Raw genomic sequence first — 16,716 nt, 5'->3', positions numbered from 1 at the left:
GCGGGAGTTGACGTGCGGGCCTCAAGGAACGTGTTCTACTTTCGACTGGGTGCCGACTCGGCACCGTCGTCACCAACCCGTCCCGAACAGCGAGGCATCATGGGCAACCCGGTCATCGTCGAAGCAGTGCGTACGCCGCAGGGCAAGCGCCGGGGCTGGTTGGCCGGAGTCCATCCTGCCGTCCTTCTGGGGGCGGCCCAGACCGAGGTCCTGAAGCGCTCCGGCATCGATCCCGAGCTGATCGACCAGGTCATCGGCGGCTGCGTCTCGCAGGCAGGCGAGCAGTCGAACAACATGGTGCGCCGCGCCTGGATGCATGCCGGGCTCCCCAACCACACCGCCTCCACGGTGATCGACGCCCAGTGCTCCTCGGCGCAGCAGTCGGCTCACCTGATCAACGCGCTGATCACCGCCGGCGCGATCCGAGCCGGTGTCGCGTGCGGTGTCGAGTCCATGTCGCGGGTCCCGCTGGGCGCCAACGTCCCGAAGGGCACGGGCAGCCCACGCCCTGCCGACTGGAGCATCGACCTTCCCGACCAGTTTCTCGGCGCCGACCGGATCGCCCGCGATCGCGGGTTCTCGCGCGGTGACGTCGACGCCTTCGGCCTGTGGTCACAGGAGAAGGCACGTCGTGCCGTCGACGAAGGTCGCTTCGCCGACGAGATCTTCGGCGTCGAGGCGCCGGTGCTCGACGCGGACGGCAAGCCGACCGGTGAGACTCGCACCGTCACGGAGGACCAGGGCCTGCGCGAGACCACGCTCGAGGGGCTGGCCCAGCTCAAGCCTGTTCTCGACGATGGCATCCACACGGCCGGTACGTCGTCCCAGATCTCCGACGGCGCCTCGGCGCTGCTGCTGATGGACTCGGACCTGGCCGGGTCGCTGGGGCTGCGGGCCCGCGCCCGGATCGTCACCTCCTGCCTGGTCGGCGCCGACCCCTACTACCACCTGGACGGTCCCGTGCAGGCCACCGAGAAGGCGTTCAAGGACGCCGGCATGGGCATCGACGACATCGACCTGTGTGAGGTGAACGAGGCCTTTGCGGCCGTGGTGATGTCGTGGGCTTCCGTGCACCACGTGCCCGAGGACAAGGTGAACGTCAACGGTGGCGCCATCGCGATCGGACACCCGGTCGGCTCGACGGGCACCCGACTCCTGACCACGGCACTGCACGAGCTCGAGCGCCGGGACGCCTCGACCGCGCTGATCTCCATGTGTGCCGGCGGCGCCCAGGCATCGGCGACGATCATCGAGCGGATCTGATGTTCGCGTGGAGTGCGGACGAGCTCGCCGTTCGTGACGCGGTGCGCCAGTTCGTGGACAAGGAGCTCCGGCCACATCAGGACGACCTCGAGTTCGGCGGGCTGCCGCCGTACGACCTCGTGCGCAGCTACTACGCCGCCTTCGGTCTCCGTGACGCCGCGGCCGAAGCGTTCGACTTCGCGATCCGCAAGGCTCGCGCCCAGGATGCGGGCACGCCCTTCGACGAGGCCGAGCCCGACGGCGTCGACCCGGCCCTGACCGGTGTCGCCAACATCGAGCTGGTCAAGGTCGGTATGGGCATCCCCACCGCGATCGGCGTCTCCGCCGGGCTGGCTGCGGGCACGATCAACGCACTCGGCTCCATCGAGCAGCGAGAGCGCTGGGCCCGCGACCTGGTCACCTTCGACAAGGTCGGCGCCTGGGCGATCACCGAGCCCGAGTCAGGCTCCGACGCCTTCGGCGGCATGCGATCGACCGTGCGTCCCGACGGTGACGACTTCCTGCTCACCGGCCACAAGACGTTCATCACCAACGGACCGTACGCCGACACGATCGTTGTCTACGCCAAGCTGGACACCGGCGATGGTCTGGACACCCGTGAGCAGCCGGTTCTCACGTTCGTGCTGGACGCCGACCTGGAAGGGCTGACCCGGTCCCAGCCGTTCAAGAAGATGGGGATGGCCTCCTCCCCCACCGGTGAGCTGTTCTTCGACAACGTTCGGCTGGGGCGTGACCGGCTCCTTGCCGGTCAGCCGGGCTCGGACGGCCGAGCTTCGGCGCGCGCGAACTTCGTGGCCGAACGCGTCGGGATCGCCACCTTCGCACTCGGCATCATCGAGGAGTGCCAACGTCTCTCGATCGACTACGCCAGGCAACGCGAGCTCTGGGGACGACCGATCAGCGACTTCCAGCTGATCCAGCTGAAGCTGGCCGAGATGGAGATCGCCCGGGTGAACGTGGCCAACATGGTCTTCCAGGGCATCGCCGCGCGTCGCGCCGGCATCACCATGGACCTGGGCGAGGCGTCGGCAATCAAGCTCTACTCCTCTCGGGCGGCCTGCGACGTGGCGATGGAGGCCGTGCAGCTCTTCGGTGGCAACGGCTACATGGCCGAATACCGTGTCGAGCAGCTGGCGCGCGATGCGAAGTCGCTGATGATCTACGCGGGCAGCAACGAGGTGCAGGTCACCCACGTGGCGAAGGCGCTCCTGCGTCGCTGACGTGCTGACTCCTCGCGTCCGACTCCCCCGGGTTTGGGACTTCGTGTGCGTGGCAGGATCGGCACGTGAGCGAGACACCCGAACAACCCCAGCCGGGGCCTGAGCAGCCCTACCAGGCGGCGCAGGGCCAGCAGCCGCAACAGCCCGGATGGGGCCAGCCTCCTGGTCCCGCCAACTTCAACCCAGCGGGCGGCCCTCCCGGCCATGGCGGCCCTCCCGGTTACGGCGGCTTCGGACCAGACCCCGGGGCTCCCTGGGGCCGCGAGCCGCGCACCGGCGAGCCGTACGGCGAGAAGAGCAAGATCATCGCCGGCGTGCTCCAGCTGGTGATCCCGTTCGGAGTGGGGCGCTTCTACACCGGGCACACCGGCATCGCCATCGCCCAGCTGGTCACGCTGGGCGGTTGCGGGATCTGGTCGATGATCGACGGCATCCTGATCCTGGTCCAGGACTCCCGCGACGCGGACGGCCGCCTGCTCAGGTCCTGACCGGCCGCGTCAGCGGGACGAGGTCGCCCCGGATCCGGGGTCAGACGCCGTACACCGGCTCGGGCGCCGCACCCTCTGCGATCAAGGCGTCCACCACGTCACCGAGCTCCGAGGCCGCCCAGCGACGTCCGGCGTCGCGGGCGGCGCCATGTCGCCAACCCTCCTCGAGAGTCAGCAGCGAGCCGTCGCTCTCGAACACCCGGCCGGTCACATGACCGGCGCTCTCGGTGGCGAGCCACGCCACGATCGGGGAGTTGTCCTCCGGCACGGCCATCGCCGAGGTGTCGAAGGCGCCCTCGGTCATCCGGGTCCTGGCCACGGGGGCGATCGCATTCACGGTGACCCCGACGCGACCCAGCTCGGCCGCGGCGACCAGGGTCATCGTGGCGATCCCGGCCTTGGCCGCCGAATAGGCGACCTGGCCGATCGAGCCCTGGAGGCCGGCACCGGAGGTGGTGTTGATGACCCGCCCGGCGCGTCGACGATCGGCCTTCGACTCCGCGCGCCAGTACGCCGCCGCATGCCGCAGGGTGGCGAAGTGCCCCTTGAGGTGCACCCGGATCACCGCGTCCCACTCGTCCTCGGTGGCGTTGACCAGCATGCGATCGCGGACGAAGCCGGCGTTGTTGACCAGAATGTCCAACCCACCGAACGTTTCGATCGCCTGCTGCACCAGCTCATGGGCCTGCTCGAAGTCGGCGACGTCGGCGCCGTTGACGACTGCCCGGCCGCCCAGGGCCTCGATCTCGGCGACGACCTGGTGTGCCGGCGACTCCTCCTTCTCACCGTTGTTGGAGACCCCGAAGTCGTTGACCACGACCGCGGCGCCATGGCGGGCGAGCTCGAGGGCGTGCGCCCGGCCGATGCCGCGTCCGGCGCCGGTGACGATCGCCACCCGGTCTTCGAGAAGTCTGGTCACTGTGTTGCTCCTTGCATGGATGGGTCGGGACGGTGCTTCAGGACTGGGTGGCGCGTTCGAGCACGGAGAGGAAGACCGGAGGCTCGCCGCCTCCGTGACACTCGATCGCGGCTCCAGAGACGTAGGAGGCCAGGTCGGAGGCCAGGAACACGGCGACGTTGCCGATTTCGCGGGGACGAGCCATCCGGCCCAGGGGGATGGTCCCCTCGATCGCGGCCACCACCTCGTCACCGCCGTAGTGGTCCCCGGTCTGGGGCGTGCGGCACAGGCCGACGTTGATCGCGTTGACCCGCACCTTGGGCCCCCACTCCATGCCGAGCGACTTGGTCAGCGAGTCGACGCCAGCCTTGGCCGCGCCGTACGCCGCCGTGCCGGGTGAGGGTCGCTGGGCGCTGATGGAGGAGATGTTCACGATCGAGCCGCCGTCGGACTGTTGCTGCATGACCGCATTGGCGGCCTGGGCGACCAGCAGTGGTGCGGTCAGGTTCAGCCCGAAGATCTTGTCGTGGAAGCGGGGCGAGGCGTCCGCGGCCAGGGCATACGGCGCTCCGCCGGCATTGTTGACCGCCACGTCGAGTCGCCCGTGCTCGGTCACGATGCCGTCGACCAGGGCCTGCACCGACTCCGGATCGCGCACGTCGCACTGGCGGTGCGTGGTGCCGGGCGGTGGGTCCTCGACGGCCGAACGGGCGCAGGTCACCACGGTGGCGCCGGCTTCGACGAAGGCTTCGGCGATGCCACGACCGATCCCCTGGGAGCCGCCGGTCACCAGGACCACGCGGCCGGTGAGGTCGATGCCGATTGTCATGTCCGTTCCTCCATCGAATGTCATCGGTCCGGGACACCGGACCAAGCAACTGCTAGGCTACCAAGCAAATGCTAGGTTTGTTAGCCCGGGACGCTTCCTGTAGGAGAGAAATGCCGATCACCTCCACGCTGCGTGACGATCACGTACGCGTCATCACCATGGACCACCCGCCGGTCAATGCACTCCCGGTCCAGGGCTGGTACGACGTCGCGGCGGCCCTCGACGAGGCCGGCCGGGACCCCGAGACCCACGTTGTCGTGCTGCGCGCCGAGGGCAAGGGCTTCAACGCCGGCGTCGACATCAAGGAGATGCAGAACACCGAGGGCTTCGACGCACTGATCGGCGCGAACAAGGGCTGCCATGCCGCGTTCAAGGCGGTCTACGAGTGCGCCGTACCCGTGATCGCGGCCGTGAACGGCTTCTGCGTCGGCGGAGGCGTCGGCCTGGTCGGCAACGCCGACTGCGTGGTCGCCAGCGACGACGCCTTCTTCGGCGTGCCGGAGGTCAACCAGGGCGCCCTCGGTGCGGCCACCCACATGGCGCGACTGGTCCCCCAGCACCTGATGCGCACCCTCTACTTCACCGCCCGCACGATCAAGGCCGCCGACCTGGTGCAGCACGGATCCGTGCTCGAGGTGGTCCCCCGCGACCAGCTCGACGACACCGCACTCGCGCTTGCCGCCGAGATCGCGGCCAAGGACACCCGGGTGATCAGGGCGGCCAAGGAGGCCCTCAACGGGATCGACCCGACCGACGTGAACAAGAGCTACCGGTTCGAGCAGGGCTTCACCATGGAGCTCAACCTGATGGGCGTCTCCGACGAGCTTCGGGACACCTTCGCGGGAACCGCGAAGAGTCAGCAGAGTGCCGGAACTGAGAAGGGGAACAAGTGAGCAACAAGCCGCGCGACAAGCGCATGAGCATCGACGAGGTCGTCGCCACCCTCGAGGACGGCATGACGATCGGCATCGGCGGCTGGGGACCGCGGCGCAAGCCGATGGCCCTGGTGCGCGCGATCCTGCGCAGCGACCTGAAGGACCTCACCATCGTGTCGTGGGGCGGCGCGGACGTCGGTCTGCTCGCCCGCGCGGGCAAGATCCGCAAGCTCATCTACGCGTTCGTCTCGCTCGACTCGGTGCCGCTGGAGCCCAACTTCGGCAAGGCCAGGCAGGAGAAGTCGATCCCCGAGATCGTCGAGCTCGACGAGGGCATGTTCCAGACCGGCCTCCTGGCCGCGTCGCAGCGACTGCCCTTCCTTCCTCTGCGCGCGGGCCTTGGCTCCGACGTGCTCGTCCACAACCCGCAGATCGTCACGATCACCAGTCCGTACGCCGACAGCGACGGGGCGTTCGAGGACCTTGTCGCCATGCCGGCCCTCAACCTGGACGTGGCCCTGGTGCACCTGAATCGGGCCGACCGACACGGCAACGCCACCTACCTCGGGCCGGACCCCTACTTCGACGACCTGTTCGCGATGGCCGCAGACCGCACCTATGTGAGCTGTGAGCAGGTGGTCGACACCGCGGGCCTCACCGTGGACACACCGGTGCAGCGCCTGCTGCTCAATCGCATGATGGTCACCGGCGTCGTCGAGACACCGAACGGCGCGCACTTCACCACGTGCACCCCCGACTACGAACGCGACGAGAAGTTCCAGAAGGCGTACGCCGCGGCAGCGAAGGACGACACCGCGTGGGCCGCGTTCGAGGAGCGCTTCCTCAGCGGCGACGAAGCGGCCTACCAGTCCGCGGTCGCGGACTTCCACGCACAGGAGGAGACCAAGTGAGTGACGCAACCCGCGCAGAGGTCTGCGCCGCAGCCATCGCCGACGCGTTCAAGGACGACGGCGAGATCTTCGGCTCCCCGATGGGCATGTTGCCGATGCTCGGCGTCCGCCTGGCCAAGCTGACCAGCAATCCCGATCTGGTGCTCTCCGACGGCGAGTCCCTGTTCCTGGGCGGCGTCCCGCCGCTGTTCGCCAAGGCTGACGTGGTCGAGGGCTGGATCCCGTTCCGCCGGGTCTTCGAGGTGGTCGCCTACGGCAAGCGGCACGTGATGATGGGCGCCACCCAGGTCGACCGGCACGGCAACCAGAACATCTCGGCGATCGGCGACTTCGCCCAGCCCAAGCGGCAGCTGCTCGGCTCGCGCGGCGCCCCGGGCAACACGGTGAACAACCGGACGTCGTACTGGGTGCCGAAGCACTCCGACCGGGTCTTCGTCGAGGAGGTCGACATCGTCTCCGGAGTGGGCCCCAAGCGGGCCCGCGAGGCCGGCGTGGGCGCCGCGAAGTTCAACGACATCCACCGCATCGTGACGAACCTGGCGGTCTTCGACGTCTTGGGCGCCGACGACACCGTGCGCCTCCTCTCGGTGCACCCGGGCGTCACGGTCGACGACGTGGTCGCGGCAACCGGCTTCGAGCTGCAAATCGAGGGCGACGTCCCCGAGACGCGTACGCCGACCGCGGAGGAGCTCCTCATCATCCGCGAGGTGCTGGACCCGAAGAACCTTCGCGACCGAGAGGTCCCGCCGGTCGAGGCGGTGGCGTCGTGACCACGGCACAGGTGCTGCGCACTCCCCTGACCGAGCTCGCCGGGGTGCGACACCCGGTCGTGCAGACCGGCATGGGCTGGGTCGCCGGCCCGCGCCTGGTGGTCGGTACGGCGAACGCCGGCGGACTCGGCATCCTGGCCAGCGCGACGATGACCTTCGAGGAGCTTCAGAAGGCGATCACCGAGGTGAAGTCGCGCACCGACCAGCCGTTCGGTGTGAACCTGCGCGCCGACGCTGCCGACGCAGGTGATCGCTGCGACCTGCTGATCAAGCACGGCGTCAAGGTCGCATCGTTCGCGCTGGCACCGAAGAAGGACCTGATCGCCAAGCTCAAGGACCACGGCATCATGGTGATGCCCTCGGTCGGACTCCCCCGCCACGCGGAGAAGGTCGCTTCGTGGGGCGCCGACGCGGTGATGATCCAGGGCGGCGAGGGCGGCGGCCACACCGGCTCCGTCCCGACCACCCTGCTGCTGCCGAGCGTCCTCGACGCCGTCGACATCCCGGTGGTGGCGGCCGGTGGGTTCTTCGACGGCCGGGGCCTCGCGGCCGCCCTCTCCTACGGTGCCGCCGGTATCGGCATGGGCACCCGCTTCCTGCTGACCCGCGACAGTGCGGTGCCTGACGCGGTCAAGCAGCTCTACCTGTCTCACGACGTCAACGGCACCGTGGTCACCGACAAGGTCGACGGCATGCCGCACCGGATGCTGCGCACCGAGCTCGTGGCCGAGATCGAGGAGTCGAGTCGCCTCAAGCGGCTGACGCCCACCCTCAAGCGCACGCTCGAGTTCAAGAAGATGTCCGGCATGAGCTGGCTCGACCTCGCCCGCGACGGCCGGACCATGAAGAAGACCCAGGGACGCACTCTCGCGCAGATGTCGCTGGCCGCCAACACGCCCATGATGCTCAAGGCCGGACTCGTCGACGGCGACACCTCCGCCGGAGTGCTCGCGTCCGGCCAGGTGGTCGGCGTCCTCGACGACCTGCCGACCTGCGAGGAGCTGATCGACCGAGTCGTCACCGAGGCCGTGCGACGACTCGCAGGTGCCCACAATCTGCTCCTGGGCATTGACGTGTGACCCCGGTTACTCGAAAGTAACTCCCTGGGAGGCCCATGTGGGGCACGAAGAGGGAGTCAACTGAATGAAGAAGCACACTCTGGCGCGGGTCGCCGCGGGCGCCATGATGGCGCTGTCGCTGAGCCCGCTCGCGATGACGTCGCCGGCGCAGGCCGACGACACGTCGTTCTATGAGACACCGGCGACGCTGCCGGCCGACAACGGCGACATCGTGCGCTCGGAGCCATCCGAGTTCTACGTCGATCCGGTCAAGCTGATCAAGGCCGACGCCGACGTGCAGCGCATCATGTACCGCTCGACCGACCGCACCGGCACCCCGATCGCGGTCACCGGTACGATGCTCACACCGAAGCAGGCGTGGGTCGGCCGCGGCAAGCGGCCCTTGATCGGCTACGCCGTCGGCACCCAGGGACTGGGCGACCAGTGCGCACCGTCGCGCACGCTGGGCAAGGGCCTGGAGTACGAAGGCCCCTTCATCGCCGGGCTGCTGGCGCGTGGCTACGCCATCGTCGTCACCGACTACGAGGGCCTCGGCACCGAGGGCGAGCACACCTACATGATGCGGGAGACCCAGGGCCATGCCGTGCTCGATGCGGTTCGCGCCGCCCAGCGGCTCCCGGGCTCAGGCGTCACGAGCGAGAATCCGGTGGCGATCAGCGGCTTCTCGCAAGGTGGCGGCGCCGCCGCGTCGGCCGGAGAGCTCGCGCCGACGTACGCCCCGGAGATCAACCTGAAGGCCGTCGCCGCCGGCGCCGTCCCGGCCGACCTCGGCCAGGTGGCCACCAACCTCGACGGGTCGCTGTACGTCTCGTTCATGGGGTACGCCGTCTCGGCCCTGAGCACCAGCTACGGCATCGACATGACCCCGATGCTCAACGCCGAGGGACAGGACATGATGACCCGCCTTGCGGGCCAGTGCACCCTGGACTCGTTGGCCACCTTCCCGTTCGTGAGGTCGAAGGAGCTGACCACGAACGGACTGCCGGTCACCGACCTGTTGACCAAGGCCCCGTTCGACCAGATGGTCGCCGACCAGCTGATCGGCAACGGGCGCAGGCCCACCGTGCCGGTGCTGATCACTCACTCCGTGCTGGACGACGTGATCCCCTACACGACCGGCAAGCAGCTGGGTCAGCGCTGGTGCAGGCAAGGCGCGAAGGTGCAGTTCGACACCAACTACGCGCCCACTCACGTGGGTGACTACGTCGCGTCGATGCCGAGCATCTTCCTGTTCCTCGAGGCTCGTTTCGCGGGTCTGCCGGCTCTGAACAGCTGCTGGCGTCTCTGACCTCGACGCGACCGCGCTGACGCCCGTCCACCGCGTGGTGGGCGGGCGTCGGCATTCGAGGTGCTTCAGCCCTGCAGGGAGCGTTGGAACTGCAGGGACCGCCCGAGCACGCGATAGCCGAGACGGTCGTTGACCTCGATCATGTGGTCGTTCGACTCCGCGTTCCAGGTGTCGATCGTCTCGAGCTGTGGCTCGATCCGGCCGAGCCAGCGCAGCATGTCGGCCTTCAGCCACTGCCCGAGCCGGTGCCCGCGGTGACTGCGGACGACGCTGGTGTCCTCCTGGTGCCCGATCGCCGGTCGCTCCGCCTCGACCAGCACCACGGTGTGGCCGGCCAGCTCGCCGCTCTCCCGGTGCCGGGCCACCACCCGGTGCAGGCGGAAGCCGCGGGCCAGCTGACAGGTCTCGAAGTTGCGCGTCCGCTCGGTCGTGAACACCTCGTCCTCGATGTCGAGGTCGTCGGTCGGTGCGTCGTTGATGGCTGAGGCCATCCGGGTCAGGGCGGGCAGGTCACGCTCGAGGGTCAGTCCACTGCGACGGATCAGCTCGTACGCCGACCCGAGCTCGGCGGCGCCGTGCCAGAGCGTCTTGACGAGGTCGGGGTCGACGTCGGCGAGCAGCTGGCGGCGGTTGAGCGACTGTGACTTCTTCTCGAGGCCGTGGCGGGCAGCGAAGGCACGTGCCGCGTCGGAGTCCCAGCCGTCGATTCCCACACTGGTGCGGCCCTCGGACCTGGCCCGGTCGACCAGGAAGTCCATCAGCACCGAGCCGTGGCCGCGGAGCCGGTGAGCCGGATGCACCTCGATTCCGAGCCAGGCCAGGTGCGTGTTGTCCCACTCGCTGGTGTTGTAGGTGGCCCAGGCCACGGGTGTGCCGTCGACCGTGGCCAGGAACGGCACGGACGGCTCGCCGTCCCAGCCGTGCCGCAGCATGCCGGCGTACGACGTCAGCGTGGCGGGGTGCGACCAGGGCGCATCGGCCCCGATCGCTGCGTTGGCGACGTCGACCGTGGCCCGGAGCGGAACCTGGTCGTCGGGGCCGAACTGCGTGATCTCCATGTCTGGCACGATCCACCACCGGGCCGAACGGCGCCACGGGTTTTCGCGAAGCTGAGTATGCGTGCCCGGTTCAACGGCCACTCCATCGGAAAGGATCGAGGCATGCAGAGTTTCGGACGGTTCCTGTTCATCGCCAACCTCCCCCTGACGGTCACCTTGCTGTTCTGGGCGTGGGCCGGGCGCGTGCTCTTCGGCGTGGGCGGCTGGTTCCTGCTGATCCTGCCGCTGATGGCCGGTCCGTTCGTCGTCGTGGCGCTGGTGATCTCGAACGTGCTCGCCTACACGGTGGCGACCCGGCCTCGTCGCTTCACCACGGCGCAGTCGATCGCGCACCTGGTCATGTGGTTCGGCATGCTCGGGTTCGGGCTCTTCCTGCCCGACTTCGGCGACTCCGAGGACAGCGAGCTGTCGTTCCTCACCCAGGTCTTCGGCCACTCCGACCGGCTGATCGAGCTGAGCGGACAGCTGGCCCTCGGCTTCGCCCTGCTGACCCTCGCCGGTTGGGTGGCGACCCTGGTCACCGTCATCGTGGCCAGGGCGAGGGCTGTTCCTCCTCAGTTCACATACGCTCGATGATCGTGACGTTCGCCTGACCGCCGCCCTCGCACATGGTTTGCAGACCGAAGCGGCCACCGGTGCGTTCGAGCTCGTTGAGCAGGGTCGTCATCAGTCTGGCCCCGGTGGCTCCGATCGGGTGGCCCAGGGCGATGCCTCCGCCGTTGACGTTGACCTTGTCCAACGGGGCGCCGGTCTCCTTCGACCACGCGAGTACGACGGACGCGAACGCCTCGTTGCACTCGAAGAGGTCGATGTCGTCGATGGACATGCCCGCCTTGGCCAGGGCGTGCTTCGTCGCGGTGATCGGGCCGGTGAGCATCCAGATGGGGTCGTCGCCCCGCACCGAGAGGTGGTGGATGCGCGCCCGTGGGGTCAGCCCGTGATCCTTGACGGCCTGCTCCGAGGCGATCAGCAGGGCCGAGGAGGCGTCACAGATCTGGGAGGCCACACCGGCGGTGATCCGACCTCCGGGCTGCAGCGGCTGCAGACCGGCCATCTTCTCCAACGACGTGTCCCTCGGGCACTGGTCGGTGTCGAAGACCGAACCGTCGGTCAGCGTGACGGGCTCGATCTCGTGAGCGAACCGACCCTCGGCGATGGCTGCCCTGGCGCGTTCGTGGGAGGTGAGGGCGAACTGCTCCATCTCCTCACGAGAGATGTCCCACTTCTCGGCGATCATCTGGGCGGAGTTGAACTGCGAGACCTCGACGTCGCCGTACCGCTTCGCCCAGCCGGGTGACTGCGCGAACGGCGTGGTGAAGCCGTACTGGTCGGCCACGATCATGGCTGCCGAGATCGGGATGGCACTCATGTTCTGCAAGCCGCCGGCCACGACGAGGTCCTGGGTGCCGGACATGACGCCCTGGGCCGCGAAGTGCACCGCCTGCTGGGAGGAGCCGCACTGGCGGTCGATCGTCACGCCGGGGACATGGTCGGGAAGCCCGGCCACGAGCCAGGCAGTGCGGGCCACGTCGCCGGCCTGGGACCCGATGGTGTCGCAACAGCCCATGATCACGTCGTCGACCGCCCCCGGGTCGACGCCGGTGCGGCGGATCAGGGCGGACAGGGAGTGGGCACCGAGGTCGGCCGAGTGCATGCCGGCGAGCGCGCCACCGCGCTTGCCGACCGGGGTGCGGACGGCGTCGATGATGTAGGCCTCAGCCATGGGTGATCCCTTCGAGAAGAATGGCAAGATATTGGTCGGCCACGTGGTCGGGGGTGAGGTCGCCGCCGGGGCGGTACCAGCGCACGGCCACCCAGACGGTGTCGCGGATGAAGCGGTAGACCAGCTGGATGTCCAGGTCCTTGCGGACCACGCCGGCCTCGATGCCCTCGGTGAGCAGGGTCATCCAGACCTGACGGGACTGTGCGTTGCGATCCGCGAGGTAGGCGAAGCGGTCGAAGTTGCCGAGGTAGCCGGCATCGTTCTGGAAGATCGCGACCTCGGGTCCGCGTCGGTCGATCGTCTCGAACGAGAGCCGCACCGCCTGCTCGATCTTGGTGCGCGCATCGAGGTCGCTGGCCAGGATCTCGTCGTACCTGCCGAACAGCTCGGTCTGGAAACGCACGAGGATCTCGTCCACCATCGACTCCTTGGAGTCGAAGTGGTGGTAGAGGCTGCCGGAGAGGATGCCGGCGGCGTCGGCGATGTCACGAACGGTGGTGTTCTTGAAGCCCTTCTCGGCGAAGAGTCCCGCGGCGATGCGCAGCAGCTCCTCGCGGCGGCTCTCCGCTGCGGTCTCAGGCATGCTGGCTGCTCGCTGAGATGACCTCGCCGGTGAGGTAGGAGGAGTAGTCACTGGCCAGGAAGACCATCACGTTGGCCACCTCCCAGGGCTCGGCGGCACGGCCGAAGGCCTCGCGCTGCTTGAGCTCGGTGAGCAACTCGGGCGTGGTCACCTTCTCGAGGAACGGGTGCATGGCCAGGCTCGGGGAGACGGCGTTGACGCGGATGCCGTGCGGCGCCATGTCGAGGGCGGCGCACCTGGTCAGCGCCATCACTCCGGCCTTGGCCGCCGCGTAGTGCGCCTGCCCCTCCTGGGCCCGCCACCCGACCACGGAGGCATTGTTGATGATGACGCCCTTCTTGCCGGCCGCCACCATCCGCCGGCCGGCAGCGCGGACGCAGCGGAAGGTGCCGTTGAGGGTGATGTCGAGGACCATGCCCCACTGGTCGTCGGTCATCTCCAGCACGCTCACCTCGCCGCCCAGGCCGGCGTTGTTGATCATCACGTCGACCCCACCGAACTCGTCGGCGGCGTCGAGCAGGGCGGCGACCTGCGCCTCGTCGGTGACGTCGCAGGTCAGCGAACGGACTCGGTCGGCGCCGAACTCGCCGGCCAGCTCGGCCTCGGCCTCCGCGAGGCGTCGTGCGTGGGTGTCGCTGAGCACGACCGCTCGGGCGCCCTCCTCGAGCACCCGGCGTACGACGGCCGCGCCGATGCCGGCACCGGCTGCGGCGGTGACCACCACGACCTTGTCGGTGAGGAGCCCGTGTCCGGAGACGTAGGCGGGTGCTGGTTGCTCGGGACGATGGATGCTCATGGACGTGCCTCCCTGGGTAGTCCGAGCACACGCTCGGAGAGGATGTTGCGCTGGATCTCGTCGGAGCCGCCGTAGATCGTGTCGGCCCGGCTGAAGAGGAAGAGTCGTTGGAACCTGTCGAGGTCGTAGGGCGCTCCGCGGGCGGTCAGACCGTCGGCGCCGGCCACCTGCATCGCCAACTCGCCGAGACGCCGGTGCCAGTTTCCCCAGACCAGCTTGGCGATCGAGCCCGCTCCCCCGGCCGCGGACGAGTCCGAACCGGCGGTGACCTGCGACAGGCTGCGCAACGCGTTGAGGCGCATGACCTCGAGGCCGACCTTGGCGTCGGCCAGTCGGTCGCGGATCACCGGGTCGTCGATGGCCCCGTTGGCCCTGGCGAGGTCGACGACGGCGCCGAACTCCCGGGCGAACCCGACCTGCTGGCCGAGCGTGGAGACGCCGCGCTCGAACCCGAGAAGGCCCATGGCAACGCCCCACCCGGCGCCGGGCTCGCCGACGATCAGGTCAGCGTCCGTGCGGGCGTCGGTGAAGAAGACCTCGTTGAACTCCGCACCGGTGGTCAGCTGCTCGATGCCGCGGATCTCGACACCGTCCTGCTTGGTGGGCACGAGCAGGAAGCTGAGCCCGTGGTGCCGCGTCGAGCCGGGTTCGGTGCGGGCGATGACGAAGATCCAGTCGGCGAACTGGGCCAGGGAGGTCCAGACCTTCTGGCCGTCGATCGCCCACTCGCGGCCGGTGGCCGAGCCGGCCTCGACGAGGCGGGCCCGGGTGGAGACGTTGGCCAGGTCGGAGCCCGCGCCGGGCTCGGAGTAGCCCTGGCACCACAGCTCCTCGACGGCCCGGATCTTCGGCAGGAATCGCCGTTGCTGCTCGGGGGTGCCGAACGCGATCAGGGTCGGGCCGAGCAGTTCCTCGCCCAGGTGGTTGACGCGGACCGGAGCGTTCGCCCGGGCGTACTCCTCGTGGAAGATGACCTGCTGCATCAACGAGAGTCCGCGTCCACCGTGCTCCTCGGGCCAGCCGATGCAGGTCCAGCCGTGGCGAGCCAGGTGCCGGTCCCACTCGAGTCGCTCGTCGTGCGCCTCGAGGTCGTTGCCCGGGCCGCCCCGTCCCTTGAGGTCGGCGAAGTCGCCGACCAGGTGGTCGCCGAGCCATTGGCGCACCTCGGACCGGAACGCCTCGTCCTCGGAGGAGTGGGTCAGATCCACTGGGACAGTCCTTTCGCGTGGAGGGTGTTCCCGACTAAGGTAGCCTACCAAGCACTTGTTTGGTTACCAGGAGGACACCACCATGACCGGCCCGCACACGCTGCCCCGAGCGCTCCGTCGCGCTGCCACGACGTACGCCGGTCACCCGGCCGTCGTCGACGGAGGGACCAGGCTGACCTGGGGTGAGCTGCTCGAGGAGGTGCGGGCCACTGCCCGGGGCTACGCCGCGCTCGGTCTGCGTCCGGGCGACCGGGTGGCGATCTGGGCCCCCAACGGCTGGGAGTGGGTCGTCGCCGGACTGGCCGTGTCGTACGCCGGCGCCACCCTGGTGCCCCTGAACACGCGCTACAAGGGGGCCGAGGTGGCCGACGTGGTGGAGCGCACCGGCGCCGTGCTTCTCGTGGTCGCCGACGGTTTCCTCGGTCGGCGCCAGCTCGACGAGCTCAGCGAGGCGGCCGGCGAGCTCGCCCGCGCGTCCGAGCTCGGAGCCGAGAGCGACGTCATCGAGGGCCTCCCGTCGGTCCGCGCCGTCGTTCGCATCGGCGAGGGCAGCTCGCCCGGTACCACGCCCTTCGCCGACCTCGCCTCCGTCGGCGCCTCGGTCGATCCGGCCGCCATCGAGGCCGTCGCCGACGCGGTCTCACCGGACGACGTTGCTGACATCCTCTTCACCTCCGGCACCACCGGGCGCTCGAAGGGCGTGGTGACCGCGCATCGCCAGACCATCTCGGCGGCGCAGGTCTGGGGATCCACCGGCGAGCTCAGCGCCGACGACCGCTACCTGGTGATCAGCCCGTTCTTCCACACCTACGGCTACAAGGTGGGCATCGTCGCGTGCGTGCTGACCGGAGCCACCCTCTATCCGATGGCCACCTTCGACACCGACGCCGTGCTGTCGCTGATCGCGGAGGAGCGCATCTCGGTCGTGCCCGGCGCGACCGCGATCTTCCACTCGCTGCTCGAGTCCCCCGCATTCCACGAGACCGACACCTCGTCACTGCGCCTGGCCAACACGGGGGCCTCGGTGGTGCCGGTTGCACTCGTCGAGCGGATGCAGAACGAGCTCGGCTTCGACCTGGTGCTCACCGCCTTCGGGATGACCGAGTGCGTGATGGGCACGATGTGCCGGCCCGGTGACCCGGACGATGTGGTGGCAAACACCTGCGGCCGGGCCGTCGAGGGGCACGAGGTCCGCATCGTCGACCCCGCCACCGGGGAGGTGCGAGGCCCTGGCGAGGAGGGCGAGCTGCACCTGCGCGGGCCGATGGTGATGCTCGGCTACCTGGACGACCCCGAAGCCACTGCGGAGGCGATCGACGCCGACGGCTGGTTGCACACCGGCGACGTCGGCGTCGTGGACGAGGCCGGCTACCTGCGCATCACCGACCGCCTCAAGGACATGTACATCTCGGGCGGCTTCAACGTCTACCCCGCCGAGGTCGAACAGGCCCTGGCCCGTCTCGAGGGCGTCGTCGAGTCAGCCGTGGTGGGCGTTCCCGACGCCCGCATGGGTGAGGTCGGCAAGGCGTTCGTCGTACGCCGCGAGGGCGCGGACCTCGGTGAGGACGACGTGATCGCGTTCGCCAGGGAGCGGATCGCCAACTTCAAGGTGCCGCGGCAGGTGGAGTTCATCGACGCACTCCCCCGCAACCTGGGCGGCAAGGTGCTCAAGAACGAACTGCGAGACGGCGCCGGCGTGCTTCCTCGGGAATCGAAGGAGAACTGAC

The 16,716-nt window shown here is 69.0% G+C and carries 17 protein-coding genes; 10 read left to right on the top strand and 7 right to left on the bottom strand.

Going from position 1 to position 16,716, the window contains the following annotated elements:
- The first annotated feature begins 99 nt into the window (after positions 1-99).
- The 3 genes from NJ4_RS08615 (at position 100) to NJ4_RS25105 (ending at position 2,971) form a co-directional block, all read left to right on the top strand.
- Complete coding sequence (locus NJ4_RS08615) at positions 100-1,263, top strand: steroid 3-ketoacyl-CoA thiolase (protein ID WP_067433177.1); 1,164 nt, start codon at positions 100-102, stop codon at positions 1,261-1,263.
- Positions 1,263-2,483 carry an acyl-CoA dehydrogenase family protein gene (locus NJ4_RS08610; RefSeq protein WP_067433084.1) on the top strand — a complete coding sequence of 407 codons (1,221 nt, stop codon included), beginning with the start codon at positions 1,263-1,265 and terminating at the stop codon, positions 2,481-2,483. The genes NJ4_RS08615 and NJ4_RS08610 overlap by 1 nt, the downstream gene beginning before the upstream one ends.
- 65 nt (positions 2,484-2,548) lie before the next feature.
- Complete coding sequence (locus NJ4_RS25105; RefSeq protein ID WP_082748305.1) at positions 2,549-2,971, top strand: TM2 domain-containing protein; 423 nt, start codon at positions 2,549-2,551, stop codon at positions 2,969-2,971.
- Positions 2,972-3,011: 40 nt separating this feature from the next.
- Here the strand turns inward: NJ4_RS25105 and NJ4_RS08600 are convergent, their stop codons facing one another.
- On the bottom strand, positions 3,012-3,890 hold the full coding sequence (locus tag NJ4_RS08600; RefSeq protein ID WP_067433081.1) for an SDR family oxidoreductase: 879 nt from the start codon (positions 3,888-3,890) through the stop codon (positions 3,012-3,014).
- Between the two features lie 37 nt (positions 3,891-3,927).
- The gene (locus NJ4_RS08595; RefSeq protein ID WP_067433079.1) at positions 3,928-4,698 is read right to left on the bottom strand and encodes an SDR family oxidoreductase; all 771 of its coding nucleotides are present in this window, start codon (positions 4,696-4,698) and stop codon (positions 3,928-3,930) included.
- Positions 4,699-4,808: 110 nt separating this feature from the next.
- Here NJ4_RS08595 and NJ4_RS08590 point away from each other — a divergent pair, with 110 nt between their 5' ends.
- From NJ4_RS08590 to NJ4_RS08570, 5 genes are all read left to right on the top strand, one after another.
- Positions 4,809-5,591 carry an enoyl-CoA hydratase family protein gene (locus NJ4_RS08590; RefSeq protein WP_067433076.1) on the top strand — a complete coding sequence of 261 codons (783 nt, stop codon included), beginning with the start codon at positions 4,809-4,811 and terminating at the stop codon, positions 5,589-5,591.
- Positions 5,588-6,484 (top strand): CoA transferase subunit A, encoded by an 897-nt coding sequence (locus tag NJ4_RS08585; RefSeq protein ID WP_217996804.1) that lies wholly within the window; start codon positions 5,588-5,590, stop codon positions 6,482-6,484. The genes NJ4_RS08590 and NJ4_RS08585 overlap by 4 nt, the downstream gene beginning before the upstream one ends.
- Positions 6,481-7,254 (top strand): CoA-transferase subunit beta, encoded by a 774-nt coding sequence (locus NJ4_RS08580; RefSeq protein WP_067433073.1) that lies wholly within the window; start codon positions 6,481-6,483, stop codon positions 7,252-7,254. Before NJ4_RS08585 ends, NJ4_RS08580 begins: the two co-directional genes overlap by 4 nt.
- The gene (locus NJ4_RS08575) at positions 7,251-8,333 is read left to right on the top strand and encodes an NAD(P)H-dependent flavin oxidoreductase (RefSeq protein WP_067433070.1); all 1,083 of its coding nucleotides are present in this window, start codon (positions 7,251-7,253) and stop codon (positions 8,331-8,333) included. The genes NJ4_RS08580 and NJ4_RS08575 overlap by 4 nt, the downstream gene beginning before the upstream one ends.
- A gap of 64 nt (positions 8,334-8,397) precedes the next feature.
- Positions 8,398-9,621 (top strand): lipase family protein, encoded by a 1,224-nt coding sequence (locus tag NJ4_RS08570; protein WP_067433067.1) that lies wholly within the window; start codon positions 8,398-8,400, stop codon positions 9,619-9,621.
- Between the two features lie 65 nt (positions 9,622-9,686).
- Here NJ4_RS08570 and NJ4_RS08565 read toward each other — a convergent pair whose 3' ends face one another.
- Positions 9,687-10,679 (bottom strand): GNAT family N-acetyltransferase, encoded by a 993-nt coding sequence (locus NJ4_RS08565; RefSeq protein WP_067433065.1) that lies wholly within the window; start codon positions 10,677-10,679, stop codon positions 9,687-9,689.
- Between the two features lie 102 nt (positions 10,680-10,781).
- On the opposite strand from NJ4_RS08565, the gene NJ4_RS08560 reads away from it, so the two are divergent.
- Positions 10,782-11,255 carry a hypothetical protein gene (locus NJ4_RS08560; protein ID WP_157550955.1) on the top strand — a complete coding sequence of 158 codons (474 nt, stop codon included), beginning with the start codon at positions 10,782-10,784 and terminating at the stop codon, positions 11,253-11,255.
- Here NJ4_RS08560 and NJ4_RS08555 read toward each other — a convergent pair.
- From NJ4_RS08555 to NJ4_RS08540, 4 genes are read right to left on the bottom strand one after another with little or no spacing between them, the layout of a single operon-like run.
- Complete coding sequence (locus NJ4_RS08555) at positions 11,239-12,402, bottom strand: acetyl-CoA C-acetyltransferase (RefSeq protein ID WP_067433061.1); 1,164 nt, start codon at positions 12,400-12,402, stop codon at positions 11,239-11,241. The two genes, NJ4_RS08560 and NJ4_RS08555, sit on opposite strands and share 17 nt — an antisense overlap.
- Positions 12,395-12,985, bottom strand: a complete 591-nt coding sequence (locus tag NJ4_RS08550; protein ID WP_067433058.1) for a TetR/AcrR family transcriptional regulator — start codon at positions 12,983-12,985, stop codon at positions 12,395-12,397. The genes NJ4_RS08555 and NJ4_RS08550 overlap by 8 nt, the downstream gene beginning before the upstream one ends.
- Positions 12,978-13,781: an SDR family oxidoreductase gene (locus tag NJ4_RS08545; RefSeq protein WP_067433055.1), complete on the bottom strand. Its 804-nt coding sequence runs from the start codon at positions 13,779-13,781 to the stop codon at positions 12,978-12,980. Before NJ4_RS08545 ends, NJ4_RS08550 begins: the two co-directional genes overlap by 8 nt.
- Positions 13,778-14,989, bottom strand: coding sequence for an acyl-CoA dehydrogenase family protein (locus NJ4_RS08540; RefSeq protein ID WP_067433051.1), 1,212 nt, complete (start codon positions 14,987-14,989; stop codon positions 13,778-13,780). The genes NJ4_RS08545 and NJ4_RS08540 overlap by 4 nt, the downstream gene beginning before the upstream one ends.
- A gap of 82 nt (positions 14,990-15,071) precedes the next feature.
- On the opposite strand from NJ4_RS08540, the gene NJ4_RS08535 reads away from it, so the two are divergent.
- Positions 15,072-16,715: a FadD3 family acyl-CoA ligase gene (locus NJ4_RS08535; protein WP_067433048.1), complete on the top strand. Its 1,644-nt coding sequence runs from the start codon at positions 15,072-15,074 to the stop codon at positions 16,713-16,715.
- The last annotated feature ends 1 nt before the right edge of the window (position 16,716 follow it).

Origin of the sequence: Nocardioides jensenii JCM 1364 = NBRC 14755 (genome assembly GCF_001552535.1) — a bacterium.
GTDB lineage: Bacteria > Actinomycetota > Actinomycetes > Propionibacteriales > Nocardioidaceae > Nocardioides > Nocardioides jensenii.
Note: the sequence above shows the minus strand (reverse complement) of the source record. Positions and strands in the feature narration are given on the sequence as shown.